24 protein-coding genes are annotated in these 26787 nt (G+C 60.3%); 17 read left to right on the top strand and 7 right to left on the bottom strand.

Annotated features, from left to right (window positions below):
- Nucleotides 1-23 precede the first annotated feature (23 nt).
- The 6 genes from LVD08_RS04245 to LVD08_RS04220 all read left to right on the top strand — a co-directional run bounded on the left by LVD08_RS04245 (nucleotide 24) and on the right by LVD08_RS04220 (nucleotide 4812).
- Nucleotides 24-548, top strand: a complete 525-nt coding sequence (locus tag LVD08_RS04245; protein WP_247267498.1) for a group I truncated hemoglobin — start codon at nucleotides 24-26, stop codon at nucleotides 546-548.
- Between the two features lie 222 nt (nucleotides 549-770).
- Nucleotides 771-2285, top strand: a complete 1515-nt coding sequence (locus LVD08_RS04240; RefSeq protein ID WP_247267497.1) for an amidase — start codon at nucleotides 771-773, stop codon at nucleotides 2283-2285.
- A 49-nt stretch (nucleotides 2286-2334) separates the two neighbouring features.
- Complete coding sequence (gene nthA / locus LVD08_RS04235) at nucleotides 2335-2967, top strand: nitrile hydratase subunit alpha (protein WP_115984656.1); 633 nt, start codon at nucleotides 2335-2337, stop codon at nucleotides 2965-2967.
- A 19-nt stretch (nucleotides 2968-2986) separates the two neighbouring features.
- Complete coding sequence (nthB, locus tag LVD08_RS04230; protein WP_096796026.1) at nucleotides 2987-3640, top strand: nitrile hydratase subunit beta; 654 nt, start codon at nucleotides 2987-2989, stop codon at nucleotides 3638-3640.
- On the top strand, nucleotides 3637-4077 hold the full coding sequence (locus tag LVD08_RS04225) for a nitrile hydratase accessory protein (RefSeq protein ID WP_247267496.1): 441 nt from the start codon (nucleotides 3637-3639) through the stop codon (nucleotides 4075-4077). The genes nthB and LVD08_RS04225 overlap by 4 nt, the downstream gene beginning before the upstream one ends.
- 57 nt (nucleotides 4078-4134) lie before the next feature.
- Nucleotides 4135-4812, top strand: coding sequence for an energy-coupling factor ABC transporter permease (locus tag LVD08_RS04220; protein WP_115989788.1), 678 nt, complete (start codon nucleotides 4135-4137; stop codon nucleotides 4810-4812).
- A 122-nt stretch (nucleotides 4813-4934) separates the two neighbouring features.
- Here the strand turns inward: LVD08_RS04220 and LVD08_RS04215 are convergent, their stop codons facing one another.
- Nucleotides 4935-7991 carry an efflux RND transporter permease subunit gene (locus LVD08_RS04215; protein WP_247267495.1) on the bottom strand — a complete coding sequence of 1019 codons (3057 nt, stop codon included), beginning with the start codon at nucleotides 7989-7991 and terminating at the stop codon, nucleotides 4935-4937.
- Nucleotides 7988-9097, bottom strand: coding sequence for an efflux RND transporter periplasmic adaptor subunit (locus tag LVD08_RS04210; protein WP_247267494.1), 1110 nt, complete (start codon nucleotides 9095-9097; stop codon nucleotides 7988-7990). Before LVD08_RS04210 ends, LVD08_RS04215 begins: the two co-directional genes overlap by 4 nt.
- A 170-nt stretch (nucleotides 9098-9267) precedes the next feature.
- On the opposite strand from LVD08_RS04210, the gene LVD08_RS04205 reads away from it, so the two are divergent.
- On the top strand, nucleotides 9268-10728 hold the full coding sequence (locus tag LVD08_RS04205; RefSeq protein ID WP_247267493.1) for an efflux transporter outer membrane subunit: 1461 nt from the start codon (nucleotides 9268-9270) through the stop codon (nucleotides 10726-10728).
- A 240-nt stretch (nucleotides 10729-10968) separates the two neighbouring features.
- Here LVD08_RS04205 and LVD08_RS04200 read toward each other — a convergent pair whose 3' ends face one another.
- The 4 genes from LVD08_RS04200 to LVD08_RS04185 form a co-directional block, all read right to left on the bottom strand.
- Nucleotides 10969-12240, bottom strand: a complete 1272-nt coding sequence (locus LVD08_RS04200) for an OmpP1/FadL family transporter (protein ID WP_247267492.1) — start codon at nucleotides 12238-12240, stop codon at nucleotides 10969-10971.
- A 197-nt stretch (nucleotides 12241-12437) separates the two neighbouring features.
- Nucleotides 12438-13064, bottom strand: coding sequence for a TetR/AcrR family transcriptional regulator (locus tag LVD08_RS04195; protein ID WP_096796019.1), 627 nt, complete (start codon nucleotides 13062-13064; stop codon nucleotides 12438-12440).
- A gap of 92 nt (nucleotides 13065-13156) precedes the next feature.
- Nucleotides 13157-13816, bottom strand: coding sequence for a carbonic anhydrase (locus LVD08_RS04190; protein ID WP_027611791.1), 660 nt, complete (start codon nucleotides 13814-13816; stop codon nucleotides 13157-13159).
- A gap of 67 nt (nucleotides 13817-13883) precedes the next feature.
- A complete protein-coding gene (locus tag LVD08_RS04185) occupies nucleotides 13884-14468 on the bottom strand; it encodes a TetR/AcrR family transcriptional regulator (RefSeq protein ID WP_097089858.1) in 585 nt (194 codons plus the stop codon).
- 196 nt (nucleotides 14469-14664) lie between these two features.
- Here LVD08_RS04185 and LVD08_RS04180 point away from each other — a divergent pair, with 196 nt between their 5' ends.
- From LVD08_RS04180 to LVD08_RS04140, 9 genes are all read left to right on the top strand, one after another.
- A complete protein-coding gene (locus tag LVD08_RS04180) occupies nucleotides 14665-15342 on the top strand; it encodes a type 1 glutamine amidotransferase domain-containing protein (RefSeq protein ID WP_103367097.1) in 678 nt (225 codons plus the stop codon).
- 94 nt (nucleotides 15343-15436) lie between these two features.
- Entirely contained in the window at nucleotides 15437-16561 is a 1125-nt protein-coding gene (locus LVD08_RS04175; RefSeq protein WP_247267491.1) for an alkene reductase, read from the top strand.
- 241 nt (nucleotides 16562-16802) lie between these two features.
- Entirely contained in the window at nucleotides 16803-17363 is a 561-nt protein-coding gene (gene folE / locus LVD08_RS04170) for a GTP cyclohydrolase I FolE (protein ID WP_027611787.1), read from the top strand.
- Nucleotides 17364-17469: 106 nt separating this feature from the next.
- Nucleotides 17470-18012 (top strand): DUF3833 domain-containing protein, encoded by a 543-nt coding sequence (locus tag LVD08_RS04165; protein WP_247267490.1) that lies wholly within the window; start codon nucleotides 17470-17472, stop codon nucleotides 18010-18012.
- Nucleotides 18013-18044: 32 nt separating this feature from the next.
- Nucleotides 18045-18350 (top strand): DUF6482 family protein, encoded by a 306-nt coding sequence (locus tag LVD08_RS04160; protein WP_027611785.1) that lies wholly within the window; start codon nucleotides 18045-18047, stop codon nucleotides 18348-18350.
- 14 nt (nucleotides 18351-18364) lie between these two features.
- On the top strand, nucleotides 18365-19903 hold the full coding sequence (locus LVD08_RS04155) for a cryptochrome/photolyase family protein (protein ID WP_247267489.1): 1539 nt from the start codon (nucleotides 18365-18367) through the stop codon (nucleotides 19901-19903).
- A gap of 159 nt (nucleotides 19904-20062) precedes the next feature.
- The gene (locus LVD08_RS04150) at nucleotides 20063-22252 is read left to right on the top strand and encodes a PAS domain-containing hybrid sensor histidine kinase/response regulator (protein WP_247267488.1); all 2190 of its coding nucleotides are present in this window, start codon (nucleotides 20063-20065) and stop codon (nucleotides 22250-22252) included.
- A gap of 59 nt (nucleotides 22253-22311) precedes the next feature.
- Nucleotides 22312-22755, top strand: a complete 444-nt coding sequence (tspO, locus tag LVD08_RS04145; RefSeq protein WP_247267651.1) for a tryptophan-rich sensory protein TspO — start codon at nucleotides 22312-22314, stop codon at nucleotides 22753-22755.
- 206 nt (nucleotides 22756-22961) lie between these two features.
- Entirely contained in the window at nucleotides 22962-25367 is a 2406-nt protein-coding gene (locus LVD08_RS04140; RefSeq protein ID WP_247267487.1) for a glucose/quinate/shikimate family membrane-bound PQQ-dependent dehydrogenase, read from the top strand.
- On the opposite strand, the gene LVD08_RS28015 is transcribed toward LVD08_RS04140, so the two are convergent.
- A complete protein-coding gene (locus LVD08_RS28015) occupies nucleotides 25352-25474 on the bottom strand; it encodes a hypothetical protein (protein ID WP_274621110.1) in 123 nt (40 codons plus the stop codon). The two genes, LVD08_RS04140 and LVD08_RS28015, sit on opposite strands and share 16 nt — an antisense overlap.
- Here LVD08_RS28015 and LVD08_RS04135 point away from each other — a divergent pair.
- Nucleotides 25473-26759 (top strand): carbohydrate porin, encoded by a 1287-nt coding sequence (locus LVD08_RS04135; RefSeq protein WP_027611780.1) that lies wholly within the window; start codon nucleotides 25473-25475, stop codon nucleotides 26757-26759. The genes LVD08_RS28015 and LVD08_RS04135 overlap by 2 nt on opposite strands.
- Nucleotides 26760-26787 lie beyond the last annotated feature (28 nt).

Below are 26787 nucleotides of genomic sequence, written 5' to 3'. Positions count from 1 at the left end.
ATCTTAAACGGAGTAACCCGACAATGACCGACCAGCAACCCACCGCAGAACAACAACCTTCCCTCTACACCCGTCTTGGCGGCTATGACGCGATTTATCAGTTCGCAGGCGCCGTGTTGAGAAAAACCATGGGCCACCCCGCCATCGGCCACATCTGGGCCCATATGTCGGAATCGACGTTCCAGAAGGAACACATCAATTTTGTCGACTTCCTTTCCGAGCACTGGGGTGGCAGCGCCAAATACAGGGGCAGAGACATGGTCACCGCGCATCGCGGGATGGGGCTGACCGAGGTGCACTGGCAAGCGGTGCTCGATTGTCTGGAGGCCTGCTACGACGACTACGGCCTGGCCCCGGACCTGCGCAAGGAGGTCAATGACTTCCTCATCAAGTTCAAACCGGCGGTGATTGGCAGCCCCTCCTATCGGGATGTGGTACTCGCGCACCCGGAAATGGACCCGGCCAAAGGCATGAAGAGCGTCGGGGTTGTCTGGCCGAAACCCGGGAAGCCGTCCCGAAAACCGACCACGGCCGAATCCGAAGACTGACACGCTCGGCAAAAACCGGCGCCACCACAATACGGCGTCCCGCTCAACCAAGTGAATGTCCTCCTCAACCAAGCGCCGCTCAATGTGCGCAGATAGCTTGATACCAGCCCGGTCGTGACATCGCCAATCGTGCGCACCGTAACCGGGCTTCTCCGAGACGACGTTTGAACAGACATTGCCAACCCAGCAGGTTGGCACAGGACACAGGACACAGGACACCCCATGGCCATCATCCGCCCGACGCTCGAACAAGTGCAGGATCTCGCCAGCCGCCTGCACATACAGTTGACTCCCGAGCAAGCCAGCGAATACCTGGCGCTCATGCAATCCAGTTTTGATGCCTACGATCTCGTCGATGAGTTGCCAGACTTCATCCCCCCGGTGTGCTACGAGCGCAGTGCCGGTTACCGCCCTTCAAGTACGGACAATCCGCTGAACGCCTGGTACTACAGAACCGAGGTAATGGGCGCCAGTTCGGGCAAGCTTGCCGGCAAGACGGTTGCGCTCAAGGACAATATCTCTCTGGCCGGTGTCCCGATGATGAACGGTGCCGCGCCACTGGAAGGATTCGTACCGTCGTTTGATGCCACTGTGGTGACACGTCTGCTCGACGCTGGCGCCACCATCCTCGGCAAAGCCACTTGTGAACATTACTGCCTCTCCGGTGGTAGCCATACCTCAGACCCAGCCCCTGTGCACAATCCTTATCGCCATGGATTCACCACCGGCGGCTCGTCTTCCGGCAGCGCAGCGCTGGTGGCGTCGGGTGAAGTCGACCTGGCTGTCGGTGGCGACCAGGGCGGCTCCATCCGCATTCCGGCAGCCTGGTGCGGCATTTACGGAATGAAGCCCACCTTCGGTCTGGTGCCCTATACCGGCGTCATGGCGATCGAGGCAACTTTCGACCATGTCGGCCCGATGACGAGTAACGTCCGCGATAACGCGCTGATGCTTGAAGTGATGGCTGGATCGGACGGACTCGACCCGCGCCAGAGCGCTCCCGAGGTCGATGCCTATAGCGATTATCTGGAACGAGGCGTGACCGGACTGCGGATCGGAATTCTCCAGGAAGGTTTCCAACTCGCTAACCAGGACCCGCGCATCGCAGAAAAGGTGCGCAGCGCTATCGCCCGGCTCGAGGCGTTGGGTGCGCGGGTCGAGGAAGTCTCGGTTCCCGAACACAACCTGGCGGGGGCATTGTGGAGCCCTATCGGCTGTGAAGGCCTGACCATGCAAATGATGCACGGCAACGGCGCGGGCTTTAACTGGAAGGGGCTTTACGACGTGGGCCTGCTGGACAAACAGGCCGGTTGGCGTGACCAGGCCGACGCACTGTCGCCGTCACTCAAACTGTGCATGTTCGTGGGTCAGTTCGGTCTGGAGCGCTACCACGGTCGCTACTACGCCAAGGCCCAGAACATTGCACGCTTTGCCCGGGCCGCCTATGACCGGGCGCTGAATACCTATGACCTGCTCGTCATGCCGACCGTGCCGATCACCGCCCAGCCACTCCCTGAACCGGGCTCTTCCATCACCGAAACCGTCACACGTGCGTTGGAGATGCTGGGCAATACGGCCGCTCAGGACATTACCGGGCACCCCGCCATGTCGATCCCTTGCGGCCTGGTGGACGGACTGCCCGTGGGGCTGATGCTTGTCGGAAAACATTATGCCGAAGGCACCCTGTATCAAGCGGCAGCGGCATTCGAGGCCTCTGTCGATTGGCGGACGCTGTAAATCGGCGCATCGCGCTGAACGTGAGTAGCAAATTCAGAGGGGTCAAAACATGAGCCATACGCACGAACATCATCACGATCACGATCACACCGAGCCCCCCGAGGCCATCGCCCTGCGCGTCAAGGCGCTCGAATCCCTGTTGATCGAAAAGGGTCTGGTCGACCCGACCGCCATGGATGCGCTGGTGGACACTTATCAGCACAAGGTCGGCCCGCGCAACGGCGCTCAGGTGGTCGCCAAGGCCTGGTTCGATCCCGATTACAAACACCGACTGCTGGAAGATGCCACCGCGGCGATTGCCGAATTGGGTTTTTCCGGCGTGCAGGGCGAAGACATGGTGGTGGTGGAGAACACCGCGGCCGTGCACAACGTGACGGTCTGCACGCTGTGCTCCTGTTACCCCTGGCCAACCCTGGGTTTGCCCCCCGCCTGGTACAAATCCGCGCCCTATCGCTCACGGATAGTCATCGACCCACGCGGCGTACTGGCCGAATTCGGTTTGCTTGTTCCCGATGACAAGGAAGTGCGGGTCTGGGACAGCAGTGCCGAGTTGCGCTACCTGGTACTGCCGGAACGTCCGGCGGGCACAGACGGCTGGAGCGAGGAACGCCTGGTCGAGCTGGTGACGCGTGACGCCATGATCGGTACCGGACTGGCCAAGATACCGGGCGACGCAGCCTGACCCCGCGAAGGAGAAAACCATGAACGGTGTACACGACTTAGGCGGTATGCACGGGTTCGGCCCGGTGCTCACCGAAGACAATGAACCGGTGTTCCATCACGACTGGGAACGCAGGATCTTTCCGCTGTTTGCCTCGCTCTTCGTCGGCGGCTACTTCAATGTCGACGAATTCCGCCATTGCATCGAACGCATGCAACCGGCGGAATACTTGCAGTCGAGTTACTACGAACACTGGCTGCACGCCTTCGAGACCTTGCTGCTGGAAAAAGGCGTGATCAGCGCTGGCGAACTGCAGGGCGCGGTCAAACCGACCTCGCCGACGCAGCAGCCAACGGTGCTCACACCAGACATCGTCGAGGCGGTGACTCTTGGCGGCGCTTCATCCAGGGCGAAAGAGCCTGTCGCCGGTCGTTTCCGGGTCGGTGACCGAGTGCGGACGAAAAATTTCAATCCAACCACCCACACCCGACTGCCACGCTACGCGCGCGGCAAGGTCGGGACCATCGAGATTGCGCACGGTGCGTTTGCCACCCCGGACACGATGGCCCACGGTCTGGGCGAACAACCGCAACAGGTCTATGCCGTGCGCTTCAGTGCGACAGAACTGTGGGGCGTGGCGCGACCGGACAGTGTCTGCATTGATCTGTGGGACAATTATCTGGAGGCCGTATGAACGCCAGCAAGCTTCACATCCCGCCCATCTCCGGGCTATCTCTCGACAATGAAGCCCCGGTGTTCGACAAACCCTGGCAGGCCCAGGCTTTTTCCCTGCTGTTACACCTGCACCAAAGCGGTCTATTTCCCTGGAAGGACTGGGTGCAGACATTCAGCGACGAGATCAAGGCAAGCCCGGCGCAGCCCGGAGAAAGCATCAACGACGCTTACTACCGGCAGTGGATTGCGGCCATGGAAAGGATGGTTACCGCGCTCGGTTTGACCGCTTTCGAAGACATCACCCGGCGCACCGAGGAATGGCAGCAAGCCTACGAAAACACGCCCCACGGACAACCGGTCACGCTGCTCAATGCGAGTTGCCCACCGCCCCATGGACACGAGCGCGAACACCTGCCACGGCGCGAGCCGTTAGCGATAAGCCGAGCCGCAAACTGACTGCAGTCATCCGTTTTTTTACTGTCGAGGTCGCGAAGCGGCCAAGGAGCATCCGTCATGCATATCGAACCTGATCTGGTGGAAGCCGGAAAACTCTGGCTGAGCTATGTCACTGCCGCAGGTGTCGGCGCCTACACCGTCAAACTCGCTGCGCAAGCCATCGGTGAGCGTGGGGTCTTTTCGCTGCTGGCTCGGACTGTCACTGCCACGGCTCTGGTCTTCAGCTTCTTCGAGCTGCTGCCGCACTATCCGGTCGGTGTTTCCGAGGTGCATCTCATCCTCGGGTCAACGCTGTTTCTGCTGCTTGGCGCCGCACCTGCTGCGGCGGGTCTCGCCCTGGGGCTGCTGATTCAGGGCCTGTTCTTCGCGCCATTCGACCTGCCGCAATATGGCATGAACGTCACCACGCTACTGGTACCGCTGTGCGCAGTCGCTGCCCTGGCCAAACGCATCATTGCGCCCGACACGCCGTATGTGGAACTGAGCTACAGACAAGCGCTGGGGCTGTCGACCGCCTTTCAGGCAGGCATTGTCGCCTGGGTGGCGTTCTGGGCTTTCTACGGAAAAGGCTTCACAGCCGAAAACGCTCTGTCAGTTCTGACCTTCGGCAGTGCCTACATGACCGTGATCATCCTCGAACCGCTGCTGGACCTGGCCGTACTGGCCGCGGCCAAGGCCAGCCATCGTCTGCGGGGTAGTTCGCTGCTCGAACGCCGTCTGTACCAGGCCGCCTGAGTCGACGCACTCCAGTCCGCATCAGCCCGCCCCGAGCATTCGAAGAGCGTAATGCTCGAGGTATCAACCGCAGGAACCGCCCCGCGACTGCCGTAGCAGCCGCGAACGCTGAAGATGGCTTCCTATGGCTTACTGATCTTGAACCAGATGGAGTACATCGCCGGCAGGAACACCAGCGTCACGATGGTTCCGACGAACGTGCCGCCGATCAGTGTGTAAGCCAGCGTGCCCCAGAAGACCGAGTGCGTCAGTGGAATGAACGCGAGGATGGCCGCCAGCGCAGTCAGCAGTACCGGGCGAGCACGCTGTACCGTGGCTTCGATCACGGCGTGAAACGGATCAAGCCCTTCTTGTGCGTTGTGATGGATTTGTCCAATCAGGATCAGTGTATTGCGCATCAGAATCCCCGACAGGGCGATCAACCCGACCAAGGCGTTGATACCGAACGGCTGCTGGAAGAGCAGCAGTGTCGGCACCACACCCATCAGCCCGAGTGGCGAGGTGAGGAACACCATGATCATTGCCGATACCGAACGCACCTGCACAATGATGATCAGCAGCGTGACGGCGATCATGATCGGCAGCAGTGGCAAGATCGCTTGGCCGGCCTTGCCCGACTCCTCGATCGCCCCCGATTGCTCGATACGATAACCCTCCGGCAGCGTGTCGATGACCGGCTGCAGCGCCTTCGTGATCACGCTTGAAACGTCCGGAGGCTGCAAGCCTTCGGCAATGTCGCCGCGTACAGTAATGGTCGGCGTGCGGTCACGACGCCGAAGGACGGGATCCTCCATGCGCACATCCACTGTCCCCACTTGCGACAGCGGAATCCGCTGGCCCGCCGTGCCCACCAGCGTAAAGCCTTGAATTTTTGCAGGGTCGAGCCGGATGTCCCCCGCCGCTCGCCCGGTCACTTGTACCGAACGGATGTCCTCACGAACGGCCGTGATCGGTACCCCGGCAAGCAGAAACTGCAACTGCTGCGCGACCGCACTGGAGGTCAGCCCCACCGCCTGCAAGCGGTCTTGGTTCAGGGTGAAATGCAGCGCGGGTGTCAGCGGCCCCCAGTCAGTATTGACGGTTCGCATCAAGGGGCTCGCCTGCATCACCGTCTGCACCTGAGCGGCAATCTCACGCAATGTCGAGGGATCGGGCCCCATCACCCGGTAAGCGACAGGAAACGGTGAATACGGACCAAACACCAACTGCGTCACCCTGACCCGCGCTTCTGGAGCCAGCCCTTCGGCGACGGCCTCGCGCAGACGGAGCTTGAGGACTTCCCGTGCCTCCTGACTCTGCGTCAACACCACAATCTTCGCGAAAGACGGATCAGGCAGTTCCGGCGCCATGGCCAGATAGAAACGCGGCGCACCCTGTCCGATATAGGCCGTGACGATTTTTGCTTCAGGCTGCTTTTGCAGCCAGGCCTCGACTTTGGCGGTGGTGATACTCGTCTGCTCGATGGAGGTTCCATAGGGCATTTGCACTTCAATCAACACTTCGGGACGGTCCGAGGTGGGGAAGAACTGCTTCTTGACCAGGCTCATGCCGACAACGGCCAGGACAAACGTAGCGATAACGGTACCGGCGACCAGCCATTTGCGGGCAATGACGCGCGTCAAGATCCGGCGGAAGCGGTTGTAATTGGGCGTGTTGTAGATGGCCGCGTGACCACCTTCGACCTGTTTGATGTCCGGCAACAGCTTCACGCCCAGATAGGGGGTAAAGGCCACCGCAACCACCCATGAGGCAATCAGGGCAATGCCTACGATCCAGAACATGTTGCTGGTGTACTCGCCAGCGGTCGATTGCGCGAAGCCGTTAGGCAGAAAGCCGATAGCGGTCACCAGCGTGCCGGAAAGCATCGGTGCGGCAGTGTGACTCCAGGCATACGCGGACGCTTTGATACGGTCGTAGCCCTCCTCCATTTTCACCACCATCATCTCGATCGCAATGATGGCGTCGTCCACCAGCAGTCCAAGCGCCAGGATCAGCGATCCCAAGGTGATCCGGTCAAAGTTCTTGCCCGTTGCCGCCATCACCACAAACACCACGGCGAGCGTCAGTGGCACCGCTGCGGCCACGACAATACCGACATGCCAGCCCATGCTGAGAAAACACACCAGCATCACCACCAGCAAGGCGACGAAGAACTTGATCATGAACTCGTCGACGGCTGAACTGATATTCACCGACTGATCGGTGACCTTGCTGAGTGTCATGCCCAGTGGCATGCCTTCGTTGATCCGGGTGGTCTCCACGTCCAGTGCCTTGCCCAGGTCCAGGCCGTTCCAGCCCTCGCGCATCACCACACCCAATAACAGCGCTTCCTCACCGTTGTTACGCACAAGGAAGGTGGCCGGATCTTCGTAACCCCGCTCGACCGTCGCAACGTCCGAGAGCTTCAAGGTACGTCCCTGAATCGCCAGCGGTGTGTCACGAATCTTCTGCAACTTGTCGAAGGCGCCGTCGAGACGCAGGAAGACTTCTGGCCCCTTGGTTTCAATCGAGCCGGCCGGCGTCAGCACGTTCTGATTGTTCAGCACGGCAAAAATATCCTGCGGGGTCACCCCCAGTGTGGCCAGCCGATCATGGGAGAAAGAGACAAAGATGCGCTCGCTTTGCTCACCTATGATGTTGACCTTTTTCACGCCTGGCACATGCAACAGGCGCTGGCGCAGCGATTCGGCATCACGTACCAGCAGGCGCTGCGGCTCGCCTTTGGCTTTCAAGGCAAACAACGCAAAGGTCACATCTGCAAACTCATCGTTGACCATCGGGCCAATCACGCCGGCCGGTAGCTTGATCGACTCATCGTCGAGTTTTTTGCGCGCCTGGTAGAACTCCTCCTGCACTTGGGAGGGCGGTGTACGATCAAGCAGTGTCACCACGGTGAAGGCCAGACCCGGACGAGTGTAGGTTTCCGTGCGGTCGTACCATTTCAACTCCTGCAGGCGTTTTTCCAGCGGCTCGGCGACCTGGTCCTGCATTTCCTGCGCGGTCGCGCCCGGCCACGCCGTGATGACCGTCAGCTGCTTGACCGTAAACGGCGGGTCCTCCGCGCGCCCGAGCTGGAAAAACGCGAGGATCCCGGCAACACCGATCAGGAAGATCAGGAACACCGTGATCGAACGCTCGCGAACGGCAAGCGCCGAAAGATTGAAGCGCCCCTGGCTCATGGACGGCTCCCGGCAACCTGGACGTCAGGCTGTTGAGCCAGTCTCACCTCCTCCCCCTCGCGCAGAAGATGTGCGCCTAAAGCGACAACTTGCTCACCGACCTTGAGTTCACCGTCGACACGCGCAATGTCATCGCTCACGCCCAATATCTGCACAGGCCGCCACTTCACCTTGGTCGGGTTGCCAGCAATCACCCAGAGGCCGGGGCCTTTGCCTGGGTCATAAACCGCCGCCAGCGGCACTTGCAACACCTGTGCATTTGCGCGGCTGCCAGCGATCTGCAGCGTAACGGTCGAACCCAACGGCGCATTGGCCAGCGCGCCCTCCAGCACATACCGTGCCTCAAAGGTGCGCGTCATGCGATCGGCCGAATCAGACAGCAGCCGCAGTCTGGCTGTCACGGCACCCGAGGTGTTGCCATAAAGTGTGGCCTGCGCGGTCGAGCCTGCCGCCGGACGTAGCGTCTCGGGCAGGTGCACGATGGCTTCGCGCTGCCCTGCCCGCGCCAGTCGAACCACGGCTTGCCCGGGGCTCACCACTTGTCCTGGCTCAGCCAGCGTCTCCACCACCACGCCATCGGAATCAGCAAGCAACACCGCATAACCGGACGCATTGCGAGCGACATCAGCCTGCGCTTGCGCCGCGCTCAACTGAGCTTTGGCGGTATCTGCGGCGGCTTTGATCTGATCGTAGGCCGAGGCCGAGATGGCACCGGCGGCGACCAGATCGCGATACCGGGCCTCGTCATCCGCGGTCTGTATGGCTCGCGCCCGGGCGGCCATGACCGACTCTTGCTGCGCCCGCGCCTGCAGCCCGAGATCAATCGGGTCGAGACGCATCAGTGGTTGACCTCGTTTGACCGTCTGGCCTGTGTCAACCAGGCGCTCGAGTATTTTGCCCGAGACCCGAAAACCAAGGTCAGCCTCGACGCGGGCGATCACGACCCCCGTGAAAGCACGTGAAGCCTCGGACGCCGCCGAAACCGCAGCGGACCTCACCAACGGGGCATGCGTACGGGGATCGTCAACGACGGATGAGTCGCCACACGCCGTCAGGACGAGCGGCAACAGACAAACGGCAATCGGTACAGCTAGAGGCCGGCGCATAGGTTCCGTTACTCAAGAATAGGACATGCCGGCATTTTCATTAAGGTGACCATTAATGTCAACGGTCACACATTTTCAGTGGATGGCGCATACGGACAAGATATCGTTGACCTTAAAGCCGTGACCGTAATTTAATATGGTCACTTATCATCTTCGTCGCAGGTACCTCAATGCCTCCTGTTCGCCCTATCACGCTTTTGGTGGCCGCCAGTTTGATGGCAGGCTGCGCGGTCGGTCCCGACTATCAACGGCCTGCCCTCGCGCTTCCCGATCGTTACCTGAGTCAGCCAGCAGCCGGACAGACGCCGGCAACGGCGCCGGCCCGGCTGGTCAACTGGTGGGAGAGTTTTAACGATCCCGTGTTGACCGGTTTCGTCACCCAGGCGCTGGAACAGAACCTCGATCTGGCACAAGCAGCGGCGCGGGTCACACAGGCACGGGCAGGATTGGGGGCCGCAAATGCCGCTCTGTTGCCCTCGGGGAGCATTGATGGCCAGGCCGCACGCGCCTATCAATCCGTCGAAACGCCGCTCGGCCAGGTGTTGAACTCAACGCCTGGCTATGATCGCTACGGAAGTTCCTACGAGCTCAACCTCAATGCCGGCTGGGAAATTGATGTCTTTGGCGGGTTGAGACGCGAGCGCGAAGCCGCACTCGCCGAATACCTGGCCTCCGAGGCGGGCGCGACCGCCACACGCCTGGCCATTGCAGCGCAGACGGCCGATATCTACATCACCCTCCGTGGGTTGCAGGCGCGACTGGAGATTGCCAACCGTCAAGTCGAAACCCAGCAGGGACTGCTGGAGAAAGTCCGCCTGCTCTACGGCAAGGGCCTCGCTGCCCGCTATCAGGTTCAACAGACTGAGGGCGCGCTGGCGCAAGTCCAGGCGAGCGTGCCAGTGCTGCAGACCGGCCTGGATGCCGCCATGAATGCGCTGGATGTGATGCTCGGCACCCCGCCGGGGACTCACCGCACGCAACTGGCCGGTACGGCGAGCATTCCTGTTGTGCCGCCGATAAACGCCTCGGGAACGCCGGCCGATCTGCTGCGTCGCCGGCCGGATCTGATCGTCGCCGAGCGCCGCCTGGCAGCCTCCAATGCACGCATCGGCGTGGCGATTGCGGAGTACTACCCGAAACTTTCGCTCAGCGCATTGCTCGGTAGCGCCACGACTGTTTCCGGCGGCAACCTGTTCACTGGCGGCGCCAGTCAGTCGGCGGCGGTCCTTGGGTTGCGCTGGAGACTTTTTGACGTAGGCCGGATAAACGCGCAGATCGATCAGGCCAAAGGACAGGAAGCCGAAGCGCTGGCCGCTTATCGTCAGTCGGTGTTACGCGCCACCGAGGATGTCGAGAATGCCTTCTCCGCCCTGGTGAACCGCAACCTTCAGGCCACCACGCTCGCGGGAGGCGAGGCTTCTCTGACACAGGCTCGCCAAGCGTCTTTTATTGCCTACGGAAAAGGCACCGCGAGCCTGATTGATGTGCTCCACGCCGACGAAACGTTGCTCCAGGCTTCCGATGCCCGTGCGCAAGCGCGGACAGAATCGGCGCGGGCTGCGGTCGCGGCATTCAAAGCGCTCGGCGGCGGCTGGCAAGTTCCTGAAACCCTGCCTGTTGCGTCGCGATGAAGTTCGCCAGCTTTGCAAAGAATTTGGCTCGACAGTACACAGCAAAAGGTCGATCGCGGTTTTGACGCGGGCCACGCCACGGCGTTTTCATCGGAGCCTGATGGCCAAAGTCATGGGGGTTTGACCTACAAAAAAGGGCCAACCTCTCTGCGAGAATCGGCCCGATCAACATGCCCTTGCGTGTGTGTGGTCGGGAGGCAGCACGCACTCCCGGCCCCACATTGTGAGTACAGCCCTCAGCTAAAAACGGTAGCTGACAGACGTACCGAGCCCGCTCGCACTGTTCTTGTACCTGGCGCTGTAGGCACCTCTGGATGGCGAGCTGTCGTTGACCTTCACGCTCTCCTCCCAGAGGTAGGAGTAAGCGAAGTCGATGGTGACATTTTCCACCGGCGTCCAGCCTGCACCGAAGCTGATAACCTTTCGATCGCCCGTAGGAATACGGGGGCCGCGATTGGTATTGTTGGCGGGTGATTGATCTACCGAAAACCCGCTACGCAACACCCACTGGCTATTCAATTGATAGGCGGTACCGATGGCGTGTGCCCACGTGTCATGCCAGTTCTGCTCTTCGCTGATCGTCCCCAATTGACCGCTCAGCAACGGCGGCAGGCCGCTGTTTTCGATCGTCAGCTCCTTGAAGCGACTCCAGCGCGTCCAGGTGCTACCGACATAGAGCGTCCAGTCGTTATTGAATTGATGCGTGGCCGAAAAATCCACCGACTCCGGCGTATCCACATCCAGCGATGCGTCATAACTGCGGCCGCTGACGCCCAGCACGCTGAAGATGCCATCGGTGACCTTGGTTTTCGCATCCAAGTGGTAACTGACTTTGGAGTGATAAGTCAGCCCCAGGCGGGTCTGATCTGTCGCCTGCACCAGCACACCTGCGTTGAAGCCCAGCGCGGTGTCATCACCCGTGCTTTTGAGCTTGCCGTCATTGCGCCCCGGGGTTAATGGATTGGGCACCATGCCCGATATCTCTCCACCGATACGGTTGATGGTCGGACCGAAACCGATCGAGACTTTTTCGTTAAAAGCGTAACTGATGGTCGGTTGGAAAGTCAGCGTGGTGACTTCGCTCTTGTTGGCGTAATAGCGTCCGGCAAACCCACTGCCGTAGTCGGTGATCAACCCGAAGGGTACATAAAACCCGACGCCGAATGCCCAATGCTCATCGATGGGTTTGACGTAATAGCCCATCGGTACGGTGGTCGTGGGCACCATGTCGCCGTCTTCCTTGCCACCGAACGTACTGCGAGTCCGGCTGATATCGGACTTGGCGAACAATGTCGCCGCCCCCACGCTGACCTGCTCTTGTTTAAGTCGCGCCATGCCCGCCGGGTTGCCGTAGATCGTACTGGCGTCTTCGGCCGATGAAGATCGCCCGGCAAACCCGGACCCCATCCCGCTGATGCTTTGTTCGTTGAGTGCAAAGCCACCGGCCAGCACATTGGAAGACGCAAGCACGACGGCCAGGCCCACGGGGCTCTTGAGCATTGTTTTTTTCATTATCGGGACTCTATGGAGATCACTGGAATAGAACATCGAACTACATCGAAGCCATATTATCCATGTGACCAATTCAGTCAATGGTCACGAAGAGCGAAATGTTGCGCCCTCCCGGCACTCATTGGCCGGGAACGGAAAACGTCATGTGGGGGATGTGGTTTTGACTCGAATCGACTGACAGATTTGACCAGCGACAGTCAGGGCATGAGGCTGCGCAGGATGAGGTTGGAGGTCAGCGTGGGCGCTTGCTCGATGAAATCCAGATTGTGCTGCAACAGCAAGGGGTTGACGAAAGGTCGCAGCGCCAGATCGATCGCCTCGACAGTCTCGTCCAGTGGAGTCTTGCGCTCGAACTCCCCCGCTTCTCGTCCTTGCCGCACGATGTCGACAATAAAGTCTTTGATCAGTGCTTCATACACCTGGGCACTGTGCCAACGCTCCGAAGCGGAAAACGCCGCGATGTCATAAAGCTTGCGGTCGTTGAAGAACAGGTTCACACCCGTGGCAATGACGGTTTTTACCAATCTGCGCAAACGCTCGGTCGCCGAAAGAGATTCTTCGTTAACGGCCTGTTCGACGGCTGCAACGATTTGCCCCAGACAATTGGCGCAAATGGCCTCGCCAATCGCCTGTTTCGAGTCAAAAAATTTATAGATGTATGCCTTGGAAAAACCGATGGCCTTGGCCAGGTCGGAAACCGTGGTTTTCGCGTAGCCATACTGGCTGAAGTGTTCATTGGCCGCGGCGACAATCTGGTCACGAATGTCGTGCTCGGCCGGGCCACGAGTGTTTGGCGAGGAGGCAGATATTGATAGCTGATTCATGACAGCAGCTTACTCATCCTATGGCGGGCTGACAACTTGTGACCACACAGGAATAAGGTCACAAGTCTGGCGATTTCAGATGAGGCCAGCCGTTACATCTGCTTGCCGTTACGCGCAGTGATCGCCACGGTAGTCGGCGAATCAGCCAGGGGAACAAAGCGTCGGGTTGAACCATCCAGCGCATCGATGCACCCCGCCTCGATGTCGTAGACCCATCCGTGCAGATTCATGCGCCCTTGCTCGAGCGCGAGGGCCACGGAGGGATGCGTGCGCAGGTTCGCCAGTTGCGCGATCACATTTTCCCGGACCAGACCATCGAGCTTCGCGCGCGGTGTGTCGAATTCATGCGCCGCGTTGATCGCTTTCGCAGCGTCCGCGTGACGCAGCCAATTGGCGACCGCAGGAAGATGATCCAGACAGGTGCAGCGCGATATCGCGCCCATCGCTCCGCAGTCCGAGTGCCCGCAGATCACGATGTCCTGTACGCCGAGCACGGCGACAGCATATTCGACGGTAGCCGACACGCCACCGGGTTCGGGACCATACGACGGCACAATGTTGCCGGCGTTGCGGATCACGAATAGTTCACCGGGTTCGCGCTGTGTAAGAAGCTCAGGCACTACACGACTGTCCGAGCAAGTAACGAATAACGCCTTCGGATTTTGTGAGGTCGCGAGTTGCTTGAACAGCTCGACACGTTGCGGATATACCTCACGCTGAAAGCGCAGAAAGCCGTCGATAATGTCACGCATGAAGTTCTCCAAATCCTGATGCCGGATGCTTGCAAAAGTACTCGATATGAAAGGGTCGTGGGTGTTTTCAGCGCTGCAACAGGCGCTTCGTCATCACCATCGACGTCTGCAACGACTGCCCCGTGCGCTGCAGTTTGTTCAACAGACTGGCACCCAACCAGAGTTGGTACAGGGTTTCTGCCAGTTGCCGAGCGTCAGTCTGCGGCAAACTTTTATCCAACTGCCCTTCTTCCAGGCACGTCGTGATGCGCGCAACGATGCGCTCGGCGCCGTCGCGCAAGGTGAGGCGCATCGACTCGGACAGGTCGGCGACTTCCGCGCTCAACTTCACCACCAGACATTCATCACCATGGCCTTCCAGGGTGCAGCGGTTCTGCCAGCCCTGCCAGTAATCCATCAGCCGCTCATAGGCACTGAGGCCGGGCAGGGTCAGGCGTCGCTCCATATCTGCCAGGTAGCCGACAAAGTAATCCTCCAGCAGTGCTTGGCCGTAGAGTTCCTTGGATTTGAAGTAGTGATAGAACGAGCCCTTGGGCACACCGGCGGTCTGCAGGATCTCGCTCAGGCCAACGCTGGTGAAGCCCTTTTCGGCCATCATGCGGTGGCCGGTGTCGAGCAGGTGTTGGCGGGTATCGTCGTAGGTCGGTTTCATGGGGCGCAAAATACCAAACATTAGACCAGTCGTATATTTCTGATGGGCAGGAGTTTGCCACACTGATGGCGCGGAAACACGGGCGTAAAAATTTACTAGACGACCGGTCTAATATGAATCTATTCTGTGCCCGTCACTCCTTCCGAGGTGTCGCAGACGAACCCGTCGAGGACACCAGACCAATACAGGGCGCTCTATGAAAATCTTGATGGTTCTGACTTCCCACGATCAGCTTGGCAACACCGGCAAGAAAACCGGCTTCTGGCTCGAAGAGTTCGCGGCCCCCTACTACGCCTTCAAGGATGCCGGCGCGCAGATCACTCTGGTATCGCCGGCCGGCGGCCAGCCACCGCTCGATCCGAAAAGCGATGAGCCCGATGCGCAAACCGCTGAAACGGACCGCTTCCGCAAGGACCCTGCTGCTCAGCAGGCGCTGGCCAATACCGGGCGCCTGGCGGATGTCAGCGCCGAGGATTTCGATGCCGTGTTTTATCCCGGTGGCCATGGCCCACTGTGGGATCTGGCCGAAGACAAACACTCGATTGCGCTGATCGAAGCGTTCGACCGCAGCAACAAACCTCACGGTTTCGTCTGCCATGCGCCGGGCGTTCTGCGTCACGTGGTGGCTGCCGATGGCAAACCGTTGATTCAAGGCCGGGACGTCACCGGTTTCACCAACGCCGAAGAAGCCGCTGTAGGCCTGACCGATGTCGTGCCGTTCCTGATCGAAGACGAATTCCAGCGTCTCGGCGGCCGCTACTCCAAAGTCGCTGACTGGCAGGTTCACGTGGTGACCGATGGCCAACTGGTGACGGGTCAAAACCCTGCCAGCTCGGCAGCCGTCGCCGAAAAACTGCTGAAGCTGTTGGCCTGAACCCTCCAGCGTCCAGACACCGTGCGCATCCCGCACGGTGTTTTTTTACCGCATTACTAGTCGACTGGTCTAATAAGGCCAAAACAGGAATCACATGAAAAACAGCCCTTACTTCACCCCCGTCAAACTGGGCCTGCACACCCTGAAGAACCGCATCGTCCTGCCACCCCTCACCCGCCAACGCAGCACACAACCGGGCAATGTCGCCAACGCATTGATGGCCGAGTATTACCAGCAACGCGCCGGCGCCGGTCTGCTGGTTACCGAAGGCACGCAGATCGAGCCCCGCGGTCAGGGCTACTCCTGGACTCCCGGCATTCACACCCCTGAGCAAATTGCCGGATGGCGCACAGTCACCGAAGCGGTTCATGCAAAGGGCGGCGTGATATTCGCCCAACTCTGGCACGTCGGACGTGTGTCCCACACCGCGCTGCAACCCGATGGGGCGGCCCCGGTTTCAGCGTCCGCCATCGCCACCGAGCGAGTCAGCGTGTTCATCGAAACTGCGCCGGGCACCGGCGAACTGGTTACGCCATCCGCGCCGCGAGCACTGAGCACCGATGAAGTCCAGGAACTGGTTCAGCTCTATATACAGGCGGCGCGCAATGCGATGGACGCCGGCTTCGACGGGATCGAACTGCACTGCGCCAATGGCTATCTGGTGAACCAGTTCATTTCTGCCCACAGCAATGTGCGCACCGATCAGTACGGTGGCTCGCTGCACAACCGCCTGCGCTTTCTGCGCGAAGTGGTGTCGGGTGTCGCCGAGTGCATCGGTAAAGAGAAAGTCGGCGTACGTTTCGCGCCGCTGTTCACCACCACCGATGAAGCGCGCACCTATCTGGGCATGGTCGAAGAGGACCCGCACACCACTTACATCGAAGCGATCAAAGTGCTTGAGGATGTGGGCATCGCCTACCTGTCCATCGCCGAAGCGGACTGGGACGACGCGCCCGCGATGCCGCAAACCTTCCGCCGTGCAGTGCGCGATACCTTCAGTGGCGCGATCATCTACGCCGGGCGCTACAACGCAGAATCCGGTGTGCAATTGCTTGAATCGGGACTGGCGGATCTGGTGGCTTTCGGCCGTCCGTTCATGGCTAACCCGGACCTGCCGGCGCGCATCGCCAATGACTGGCCGCTCAATCCACTGGATCCCGCGACGGTCTACGGCGGCAATGCCGAAGGCTATGTGGATTACCCGACCTACAGCGAATAACTCCGCGAATTCGCACAGCGCTCCCACTCACCGGGACCGCTTCCTCCTCTCCCCCGCTACACCCGCAACCTCGCGCGCTGCGCTGCGAGGTTTTCGCATCTGCACAAAAAAGATTGCCGATTGATTGTCAGGTTTATTTTTTCAGCCTATCTTGAATAAAACCTATACAAAGCACTTCTTTACGTACAACTCTTCCGCTACGGATTGGCCCCCACGCACCGCACTGCCGCGAGCACCCTGAATGAACCCACTACTAGCCAGCCATTACCGCGAAATCCTCGTCGGTGTCGGTGAAAATCCCGAACGCGAAGGTCTGCTCGACACACCCAAACGTGCGGCCAAAGCGATGCAGTATCTGTGCAACGGCTACTCGATGAGCCTGGAAGACGTCACCAACGGTGCTCTGTTCGAATCGCAAAGCGATGAGATGGTCATCGTCAGTGACATCGAGCTCTATTCCTTGTGCGAGCACCATATGCTGCCTTTCATCGGCAAGGCACACGTGGCGTACATCCCCACCGGCAGGGTGCTGGGACTGTCGAAAGTAGCGCGCGTGGTGGACATGTTCGCCCGCCGTCTGCAGATCCAGGAAAACCTCACCCGGCAAATCGCCGAGGCGATCCAGCAGATCACCGATGCCGCCGGCGTGGCCGTGGTCATTGAAGCCAGGCACATGTGCATGATGATGCGCGGCGTCGAAAAGCAGAATTCGATCATGACCTCTTCGGTGATGCTCGGTGCCTTTCGCGACAGCTCCACGACGCGTCAGGAGTTCCTGCAATTGATCGGGCGGCGAAGTTGATTTCCGACCTTCGACAGGCGCGATAAACCTGTACACGATAAACCCACTGTACAAGCACGACATTCCTACTTTCACCCCTATACCTGTGCACTCAGGGAGAACGGCAATGGCCCGACTTGTGCTCTTACTGGCTCTGGTACTCGGCGTTGCAAGCTGCGGCAGCGTGGATGTCAGCCACTATGCCGATCAGCAACCGGCGCTGGATCTGCAACGCTTTTTCAGCAAACCCGTGAAAGCCTGGGGGATATTTCAGAAGCGCTCCGGGGAAGTGGTCAAGCGCTTTGAGGTCAACATCGTCAGCCATCGTGAAGGCGACAACCTGATTCTCGATGAGCGCTTCCTGTACAGCGACGGCACGCGCCAACGCCGCGTCTGGACCCTGACGCCCGAGGGCCAGGGACGCTGGAGCGGGCGTGCGGGTGATGTGGTGGGCGTCGCCACAGGTCAGGTCGCCGGCAATGCGCTGCACTGGCGGTATCGCCTGAACCTGCCGGTTGATGGCTCGACCTATGAAATGAGCATGGACGACTGGATGTACCAGATGGACGAGGACACGCTGATCAATCGCACCCGCATGTCCAAACTCGGTGTTGAAGTCGGTCAGGTGACCTTGTTCTTCCGTCGCCAGAGCGCGGGAGAAAATCAATGAACAGTGCTGAATTGATAGGCAAGGAGTGAAGCATGAATCTGCAAACCCTGACCGAACGTGCGGCCAACAGCGAAATACGTGAGCTGGAGTTGCTGTCGCTTGAAGGTGGTTTTTATCTGGCCCGCATCCGTCTGGATCACGGCCAGTTCACCTTGCTCGACGATGCAGCCAAACCGATGCATCTGCGCTCGATCACCCATCTGCGTGACCTGCTGCAGACTGTGCCGGCATTCCCCTGCGTGCTGGTGCAGCAATGCGTGCACGACGAAATGTGCGGGCGTGATAGCGGGCCCGTCGAAGAGCTGCGGATTCCGTTTTCGTTGGCCACATCGCTATGAAACGGATGCTGTGAATGAACCAGAACCGTCGGTTGTGCCTGGTACTGGGCGATCAGTTGTCCTTCGACTTGGCTTCCTTGCAGACGCTCGATAGCGAGCGCGACACTGTGCTGCTGGTCGAGGTCATGGAAGAAGCCAGCCATGTGCCGCACCACCCGCAAAAGATTGCCCTGATCTTCAGTGCCATGCGCCATTTCGCCCAGGCCCTGCGAGACCAGGGCGTTCGTGTCGAATACGTGACCCTGGATGATCCGCACAATAGCGGCTCGGTGCCGGGGGAATTACGCCGCTGGCAACAGCGGTTGCAGGTCGAAGAAGTGCACGTCACCGAATGCGGGGACTGGCGCCTGGAGCAATCGATCAGGGACTGTGGCCTGCCCATCCATTGGCACGCCGATACGCGTTTTCTGTGCAGTCGCGCCGAGTTCGCCGCCTGGGCCGCCGGCAAAAAGCAGTTGCGCATGGAGTTCTTCTATCGCGAGATGCGCCGCAAGAGTCGCTTGCTGCTCAATGGCGACGGCACGCCGGTGGGCGGCGCGTGGAATTTCGATGCCGAGAATCGCAAGGCCCTGCCCAAAGGCGTGAAAGCCCCCTACCCGATCCGCTTCAGCAACGACGTCATCACTGGCGAAGTGCTCGCGCTGGTGAAGGCGCGCTTCAGTCAGCATTACGGTGCACTCGACGACTTCAACTACCCGGTCACCCACGCCGACGCGCAGGCGCTGTGGGAGTATTTTCTGGATTCTGGCCTGGCAGGATTCGGCGACTATCAGGACGCCATGGCCAGTGACGAACCGTTCCTGTTTCATGCGCGCATCAGTGCCGCGCTCAATATCGGCCTGCTGGATTTGCGGCAGTTGTGCAGTGACGTCGAGTCCGCCTATTGGGCCGGCAGGATTGCCCTGAATGCCGCTGAAGGCTTCATTCGGCAACTGATCGGCTGGCGGGAATATGTGCGCGGCGTGTACTGGCTGAAAATGCCGGACTACGCACTCGGTAATGTATTCGGCAACGACCGGCCACTGCCTGAGTTCTACTGGACCGGCGCTACGCAGATGAACTGCATGCGCCAGGCTATCGGCCAGAGTCTGCAGCACGCCTACGCGCACCACATTCAGCGGCTGATGGTCACCGGCAATTTTGCCCTGCTCGCCGGCATCGCGCCGAGCCAGATCTGTGAGTGGTACCTGGCAATCTATATGGACGCCTTCGACTGGGTCGAGCTGCCCAACACCTTGGGCATGGTCATGCATGCCGATGGCGGTTACCTCGGTTCCAAACCCTATTGCGCCAGTGGCCAATACATCAATCGCATGTCCGACTACTGCCGAAGCTGCGCCTACAAGGTCAGCGAAAGTACCGCGGACAATGCCTGCCCGTTCAATGCGTTGTACTGGCATTTTCTGATGCGCCACGGCGAACAACTGCGCGGCAATCAGCGCATGGCGATGATGTACAAGAACCTCGACCGCATGCCACCAGCCAGACAGGAGGCGCTGTGGCAACGCGGGCAAAACCTGTTGGCGCGTCTGGATAACGGCGAATCGATCTGAAATGAGCGCTCGCATGCGCGGGTGGTGAAACTTAAGCACAGCGCGCCCGGTCAACGAATGATCGGCGCTCAAGTCCCCTGCGAGCGCGACGTTCACTGCTCGCGTTGTGCCTACGCGCTCTATGAAGCCAGTCCCTGAACATTCAATAAAGCAGGTCACATGGATACCCTTGAACACCTTAGTCGCGAAGCGCTTGAGTCAGAGGTAAGGCGATTGCGCGCGGCGCTTCAGAGCACCCTGGTCGACACGCAGGACGTTGACCTCGATCGCGACATGGCGGCGCAACTGCAAGCCAGTCGGGATGCGCTCGCCCGCAGCGAGGCACGCTTCATCACCATTCTGGAAACCATCGAGTCGGCGTTCGCCATCGTCAAGGTCAAATTCGACGCTGAGGATAAACCCGTCGATTACTACTTCGTCGAAGCCAATCCGGCGTTCGAACACCAGTGCGGGGTCAACCTGCGCGGCAAATGGGTGACCGAGTTCGCGCCGAATCTGGAAAGCTTCTGGTTCGAAACCTACGGCCATGTGGCCAAAACCGGAGAGCCGGCGAACTTCGAAAATTACGCCAACACCTTTGAACGCTGGTTCGACGTGCGCGCGGTGCGTGTTGGCGATCCTGCCGACCGGCAGATCGCGATCCTGTTCAACGACGTCACCCAGCGGCGCGACGCCGAGGAGCGTTTGCGTGCCAGTGAAGCGCTGGCGCGGGAGAACGTCGAGCGTGTGCAACTGGCGCTCGCCGCCGGTGCGATCATCGGCACCTGGCACTGGGACCTGCTCACCGACCGTTTTGCCGTGGACGAAGCGTTCGCCCGGGTGTTTGACCTCGACCCGGCGCTGGGCCGCGAAGGGCTCAGCCTCGAACAAGTCATGGTGACCGTGCATCCCGAAGACCAGGATGGACTGACCACCGCGATCAACGAAGCCATCGGCCGTGGTGGTGCCTACTCCCACCAGTACCGTGTGCGCCGCGCCGACGGCAAATATCAGTGGATCGAGGCCAACGGCCGTGTTGAATGTGCCGATGATGGAACGCCGTTGCGCTTTCCCGGCGTGCTGATCGATGTCGAGGAACGGCGCAATGTCGAAGCGGAACGCGACCGTGCCATCGCCGCGTTGCGCGCGCTCAACGATACGCTGGAGCAGCGCGTGTCATCGCGCACTTCAGAGCTGATGCAAGCCGAAGAGAAACTGCGTCAGTCGCAGAAAATGGAAGCCGTCGGCCAACTGACCGGGGGCCTGGCGCATGACTTCAACAATTTGCTGGCCGGCATTTCCGGCGCGCTGGAGTTGATGGGCGCGCGCATCAGCCAGGGCCGGCTGAATGAGGTCGACAAATACATGGTGACCGCCCAGGGCGCGGTCAAGCGCGCCGCCGCCCTGACCCACCGTCTGCTGGCGTTTTCCAGACGCCAGACCCTCGATCCGCGGCCGACAGATGTCAACACGCTGATGACCGGCATGACCGAGCTGATCCAGCGTACGGTCGGCCCCAGCATCGTTCTGGAAACCCGCGCCGCGCCGGGGCTCTGGCCAACCCTGGTGGATGCCAGCCAGTTGGAGAACGCCCTGCTCAACCTGTGCATCAACGCGCGCGATGCGATGCCGGATGGTGGGCGCATCACCATCGAAACGGCCAACCGTGCGCTGGACTGCGAGACGGCGCGCACCCTGGACATGCCCGAGGGCGAATACCTGTGCCTGTGCGTGACCGATACCGGCACCGGCATGACTGCCGATGTGATCGCCAAAGCCTTCGACCCGTTCTTCACCACCAAACCGCTGGGCCAGGGCACCGGGTTGGGGCTGTCGATGATCTACGGTTTCGCCAAGCAGTCCGGCGGCCAGGTGCGCGTGCATTCGCAGGTCGGCCAGGGCACCGAGATGTGCATTTACCTGCCGCGCTACCATGGCGAGCCCGTGCCGAATCAGGATCACAAGGACAACACGCCGGCAGCCTTGCCCAAGTCTGGCGAGACAATTCTGGTGGTGGACGACGAGCCTACGGTGCGTGCGCTGCTGACTGACGTGCTCGGCGATCTCGGCTACACCTTGATAGAGGCCGCTGACAGTGTGGTCGGGCTGAAGATGTTGCGCTCGGACATACACATCGACTTGCTGATCACCGACGTCGGCTTGCCGGGTGGCATGAATGGTCGGCAACTGGCCGATGCCGGCCGGGAAATCCGCCAGAACCTGAAGACCCTGTTCATCACCGGGTACGCAGAAAACGCGGTGATTGGCGCCGGTCAATTGGGCCCGGACATGCAGGTGCTGACCAAGCCGTTTGCCGTCGACACGCTGGTGGCGCGGGTCAGCGACCTGATGGCGATGAAATCCGAATGAGCGACCGTTGCGGCGCTGTAATCCCAGAGAGAGTGGCTGCGGCCAAGGAGTGAAAAATGGTGACGTTTCTGATTTTTCTGATCGCGTGCGGCGCTGCGGCGACTACCGGGGTGATTTTCAAGCCCGGGCCATGGTACGAAGGGCTCAATAAACCCGGATTCACCCCGCCCAATTGGGCGTTTCCGGTGGCCTGGACAATAATCTATCTATTGCTGGCCTGGGCCGGTTATCGCTTGAGCCTGATTCCTGGCAGTCAGACGGTACTGGCGCTATGGGCCGCGCAGATTGCCTTAAACACGTTGTGGACGCCGGTGTTCTTCGGCGCGCATCAGGTGGCCGCCGCCATGGTGATTCTGCTGCTGTTGTGGCTGGTGGTCGCGGTGATGGTGTTTATGGCGTTGCGCATGGATTTGATCACCGGGTTGATCCTGTTTCCTTATCTGGCCTGGTTGTGTGTGGCGGCGGCGTTGAATTTCTCGATTCTGCGCAATAACCGTGGTTGATGACGGCAGCTGTCATAACTCCCATTTTTTCTGACAAAAAGGCTCTTTTTCAGGCATTCAAAATATCTTTCCAGGCCCTTGAAAGCGCAGGTCCCCGCTCAGGACGGGGATTTCGCAATGAACAACAGTTCATTACTGAATTAGTGATTTAACTAGGTAGTTACCTATCTATATAATGCACGCCTCATTTCAACGGGACATTCAACGTGAAGCAGAGTCAACGCCTCTCGGGCATATCAAAATTCATTCTGGTCGGGCTGGGGGTGATCATCGCCCTGCTCGGCCTGGCACTTGCGGCTGGCGGAGTGAAGCTGGTCAGCCTGGGAGGGTCGTGGTACTTCCTCGTGGGCGGTCTGGTGATGGCCGTTTCCGGTCTGCTGATCGCTCGCTTCAAGACGGCCGGCGCCTGGCTGTTTGCAGCGTTTCTGGTGGGGACAGCGATCTGGGCGGTGAGCGATGCCGGGCTGGTGTTCTGGCCGGTGTTCTCGCGTCTGTTCATGTTCAGCGCCGTGGGTCTGGCGGTGACGCTGGTCTATCCGCTGCTCAAGCGCGCCAACGGTGGTGTTCCAGGTCGCGGTGCATACGGCCTCGCGGCAGTGTTGGCAATCGCCCTGGCGGTGGCTGCCGGCAACATGTTCGTTGCGCACCCGACCGTCGCGGCAACCGGCACTGGCCCGGGCCTGACCCCGGTTGAGCCAGACAAGGCGCAAAAAGACTGGGCGCACTACGGCAATACCGAAGGCGGCAGCCGCTTTGCTGCGCTGGACCAGATCAACCGCAACAACGTCGACAAGCTCAAAGTAGCGTGGACCTACCACACCGGTGACGTCGCCGAGAGCGATGGCAACGGTGCCGAAGACCAGCTCACTCCGCTGCAGATCGGCAACAAAGTGTTCATCTGCACCCCGCACAACAACCTGATCGCGCTGGATGCCGACACCGGCAAAGAGCTGTGGAAGAACGCGATCAACGCCCAGTCGAAAGTCTGGCAGCGTTGCCGTGGCATGGCCTATTTCGATGCGACGAAAAGCATCGCTCAACCAAGCAATTCGAGCATCATCGAAGCCAAACCGGCGCCGGCCGCCAATTGCCAGCGCCGTCTGCTGACCAACACCATCGACGCCCGCCTGATCGCGGTCGATGCCGACACCGGCGAGTTCTGCCAGGGTTTCGGCAACAACGGTCAGGTTGATCTGAAGGCCGGTCTCGGTGACGTGCCGGACAGCTACTACCAGCTCTCCTCCGCGCCGTTGATGGCCGGTACCACTGTGGTGGTCGGCGGTCGTGTAGCCGACAACGTACAAACCGACATGCCGGGCGGCGTGATCCGTGGTTTTGACGTAATCACCGGCGCCATGCGCTGGGCCTTCGACCCAGGCAACCCGCAGGACAAACAGGCACCGGCCGACGGCAGCACGTATGTGCGCAGCACGCCCAACAGCTGGGCGCCGATGTCCTACGATCCGGCAACCAACACCGTGTTCCTGCCAATGGGCAGCTCGTCCACCGACATCTATGGTGTCGAGCGCAGCAAACTCGATCACACCTACGGCGCCTCGATCCTCGCGCTGGACGCCACCACCGGTGATGAACGCTGGGTATTCCAGACCGTGCACAACGATCTCTGGGACTTCGACCTGCCGATGCAGCCGAGCCTGATCGACTTCACCAAGGACGGCAAAAGCGTTCCGGCGCTGGTCATCGGCACCAAGGCCGGGCAGATCTACGTGCTCGATCGTGCCACCGGCAAACCGTTGACCGAGGTTAAAGAAGTCCCGGTCAAAGCCGCGAACATCCCGAACGAACCGTACTCGCCAACCCAGCCGAAATCGGTGGGCATGCCACAGATCGGTGCCCAGCACCTGACTGAGTCGGACATGTGGGGCGCCACCCCGTACGACCAGTTGCTGTGCCGGATCGATTTCAAATCGATGCGTTACGACGGCCTGTACACCGCGCCGGGTACCGATAAATCCCTGAGCTTCCCGGGTTCGCTGGGCGGCATGAACTGGGGCAGCATCTCCACTGACCCGGTGCACGGTTTCATCTTCGTCAACGACATGCGCCTGGGTCTGTGGATTCAGATGATCCCGTCGCAGAACAAGGCTCAAGCTTCCTCCGGTGGCGAAGCGTTGAACACCGGCATGGGCGCGGTACCGCTCAAAGGCACGCCGTATGCGGTGAACAAAAACCGCTTCCTGTCGGTGGCCGGCATTCCGTGCCAGGCACCGCCGTTCGGCACCCTGACCGCGATCGACATGAAGACCCAGAAAGTCGCGTGGCAGGTTCCGGTCGGCACCGTTGAAGACACAGGTCCGCTGGGCATCCGCATGCACCTGCCGATCAAGATCGGTCTGCCGACCCTCGGCGGTACCCTGTCGACCCAAGGTGGCCTGATCTTTATCGCCGGCACCCAGGACTTCTACCTGCGCGCCTTCAACAGCGCCAATGGCGAAGAAGTGTGGAAAGCGCGTCTGCCGGTTGGCAGTCAGGGCGGCCCGATGACCTTCGTTTCGCCGAAGACCGGCAAGCAGTACATCGTCATCACCGCCGGTGGTGCGCGTCAGTCGACCGATCGCGGCGACTACGTGATGGCTTACGCCTTGCCGTAAACCGCAGCGCCCGCGCTGAACACGGGCGCTTTCTTTTTGCGCGCGGCACCTGAGGATGCCGCGCCGCTTTCCGATATTGCTACCGCTTTGAGCAGGAAGATCTCCATGTTTGGTTTTACTCGTAACGGCTGGGTCAACGGCGTGCTGTTGGGCCTGACCTGCACCACCCTGCCCGCCTTCGCCGATACCGATTCGAACCTGTTGACCCGCAACACCCTGACCGGTGACTGGGGTGGCCTGCGCCACCAGATGGACGAAGACGGGATCAAGTTCACCGGCGATTACACCGGCGAAATGGCTTACAACGCCGACGGCGGCCTGCACCGCTCCGGTCGTTATTCGCAGAACATCAAGCTCGGCGCGCAGTTCGACCTGAGCAAGTTGTATGGCGTAGAGAACGCCGGCAAGGTTCAGCTGACCATCAACGACCGCCGCGGCAACAGCGCCTCCGAAGATCTGGTTGGCAACCGTCTGCCGATCCAGGAAAACTACGGCGGCCTCTACACCCGCCTGACCGAACTGAGCTACGAGCGCAGCCTGTTCACCCCGGCGCTCAACGTGAAGCTGGGCTACATGGCCATGGGCAACGACCTCGGCGGCCTCGACAGCGGCATTCTGTGCAACTTCATGAACGCCGGTTTCTGCGGCCATCCGCTGAACATGTCCGGCGGCAGCGGCTGGACCAATTACCCGAACGCACACCTGGGCGTGCGGGTGAAATACGACTTGTCGCCGTCCTGGCAACTGCGCGTGGCCGCGTTCAATGTCGACCCGGAAAGCAACGGCAACTCCAGCCGCGCCTGGCATCTGGGCCCGAAACACACCACCGGCACCGTGGTGCCGATCGAACTGGTGTACAAGCACGCGGGCCAATTGCCCGGCGAATACAAGCTCGGTTACTACTACGACAGCTCCGACGTGAAACGCATCGGCAGCGACAAGGAAGTCTCCGGCCGTGGCGGTCACTACTTGCTGATCGATCAAGCCGTATGGAGTTCGCCAACGTCCGAGGGCCGCAGCCTGCATGCGTTCGGCCAATACTCGGCGGCCAGCGAAGCGGCTTCGCCATTCAGCAAGTGGTACGGCACCGGTCTGGTGCTGTACAAACCGTTCGAAGGTCGCCCGCGTGACACCGTCGCTCTGGGCTATGGCCGCGCCGTGCCTAACCCGCGCAGCCGCGACGTACAGCAGGACGCCGCCATGGCCAATGGCACGCAGTTCCCGAACCTGGACAGTGGCGAGCAGTTGATCGAACTCGGCTACGGCTACCAGGCCACGCCTTGGTTGACACTGCGTCCGAACATGCAATACATCATCGAACCGGGCGCGTTTTCCGGGCAGGACATCGACAATGCATTGGTGTTTGGCTTGCAGGTGAAAGCCTCGCTCTGACTTCTGGCAGAACTGCAGGCAATAAAAA

Source organism: Pseudomonas sp. YL2, from assembly GCF_023063025.1.
GTDB classification, from domain to species: Bacteria; Pseudomonadota; Gammaproteobacteria; order Pseudomonadales; family Pseudomonadaceae; genus Aquipseudomonas; species Aquipseudomonas putida_A.
This window is presented reverse-complemented; position numbering and strand designations above follow the sequence as displayed.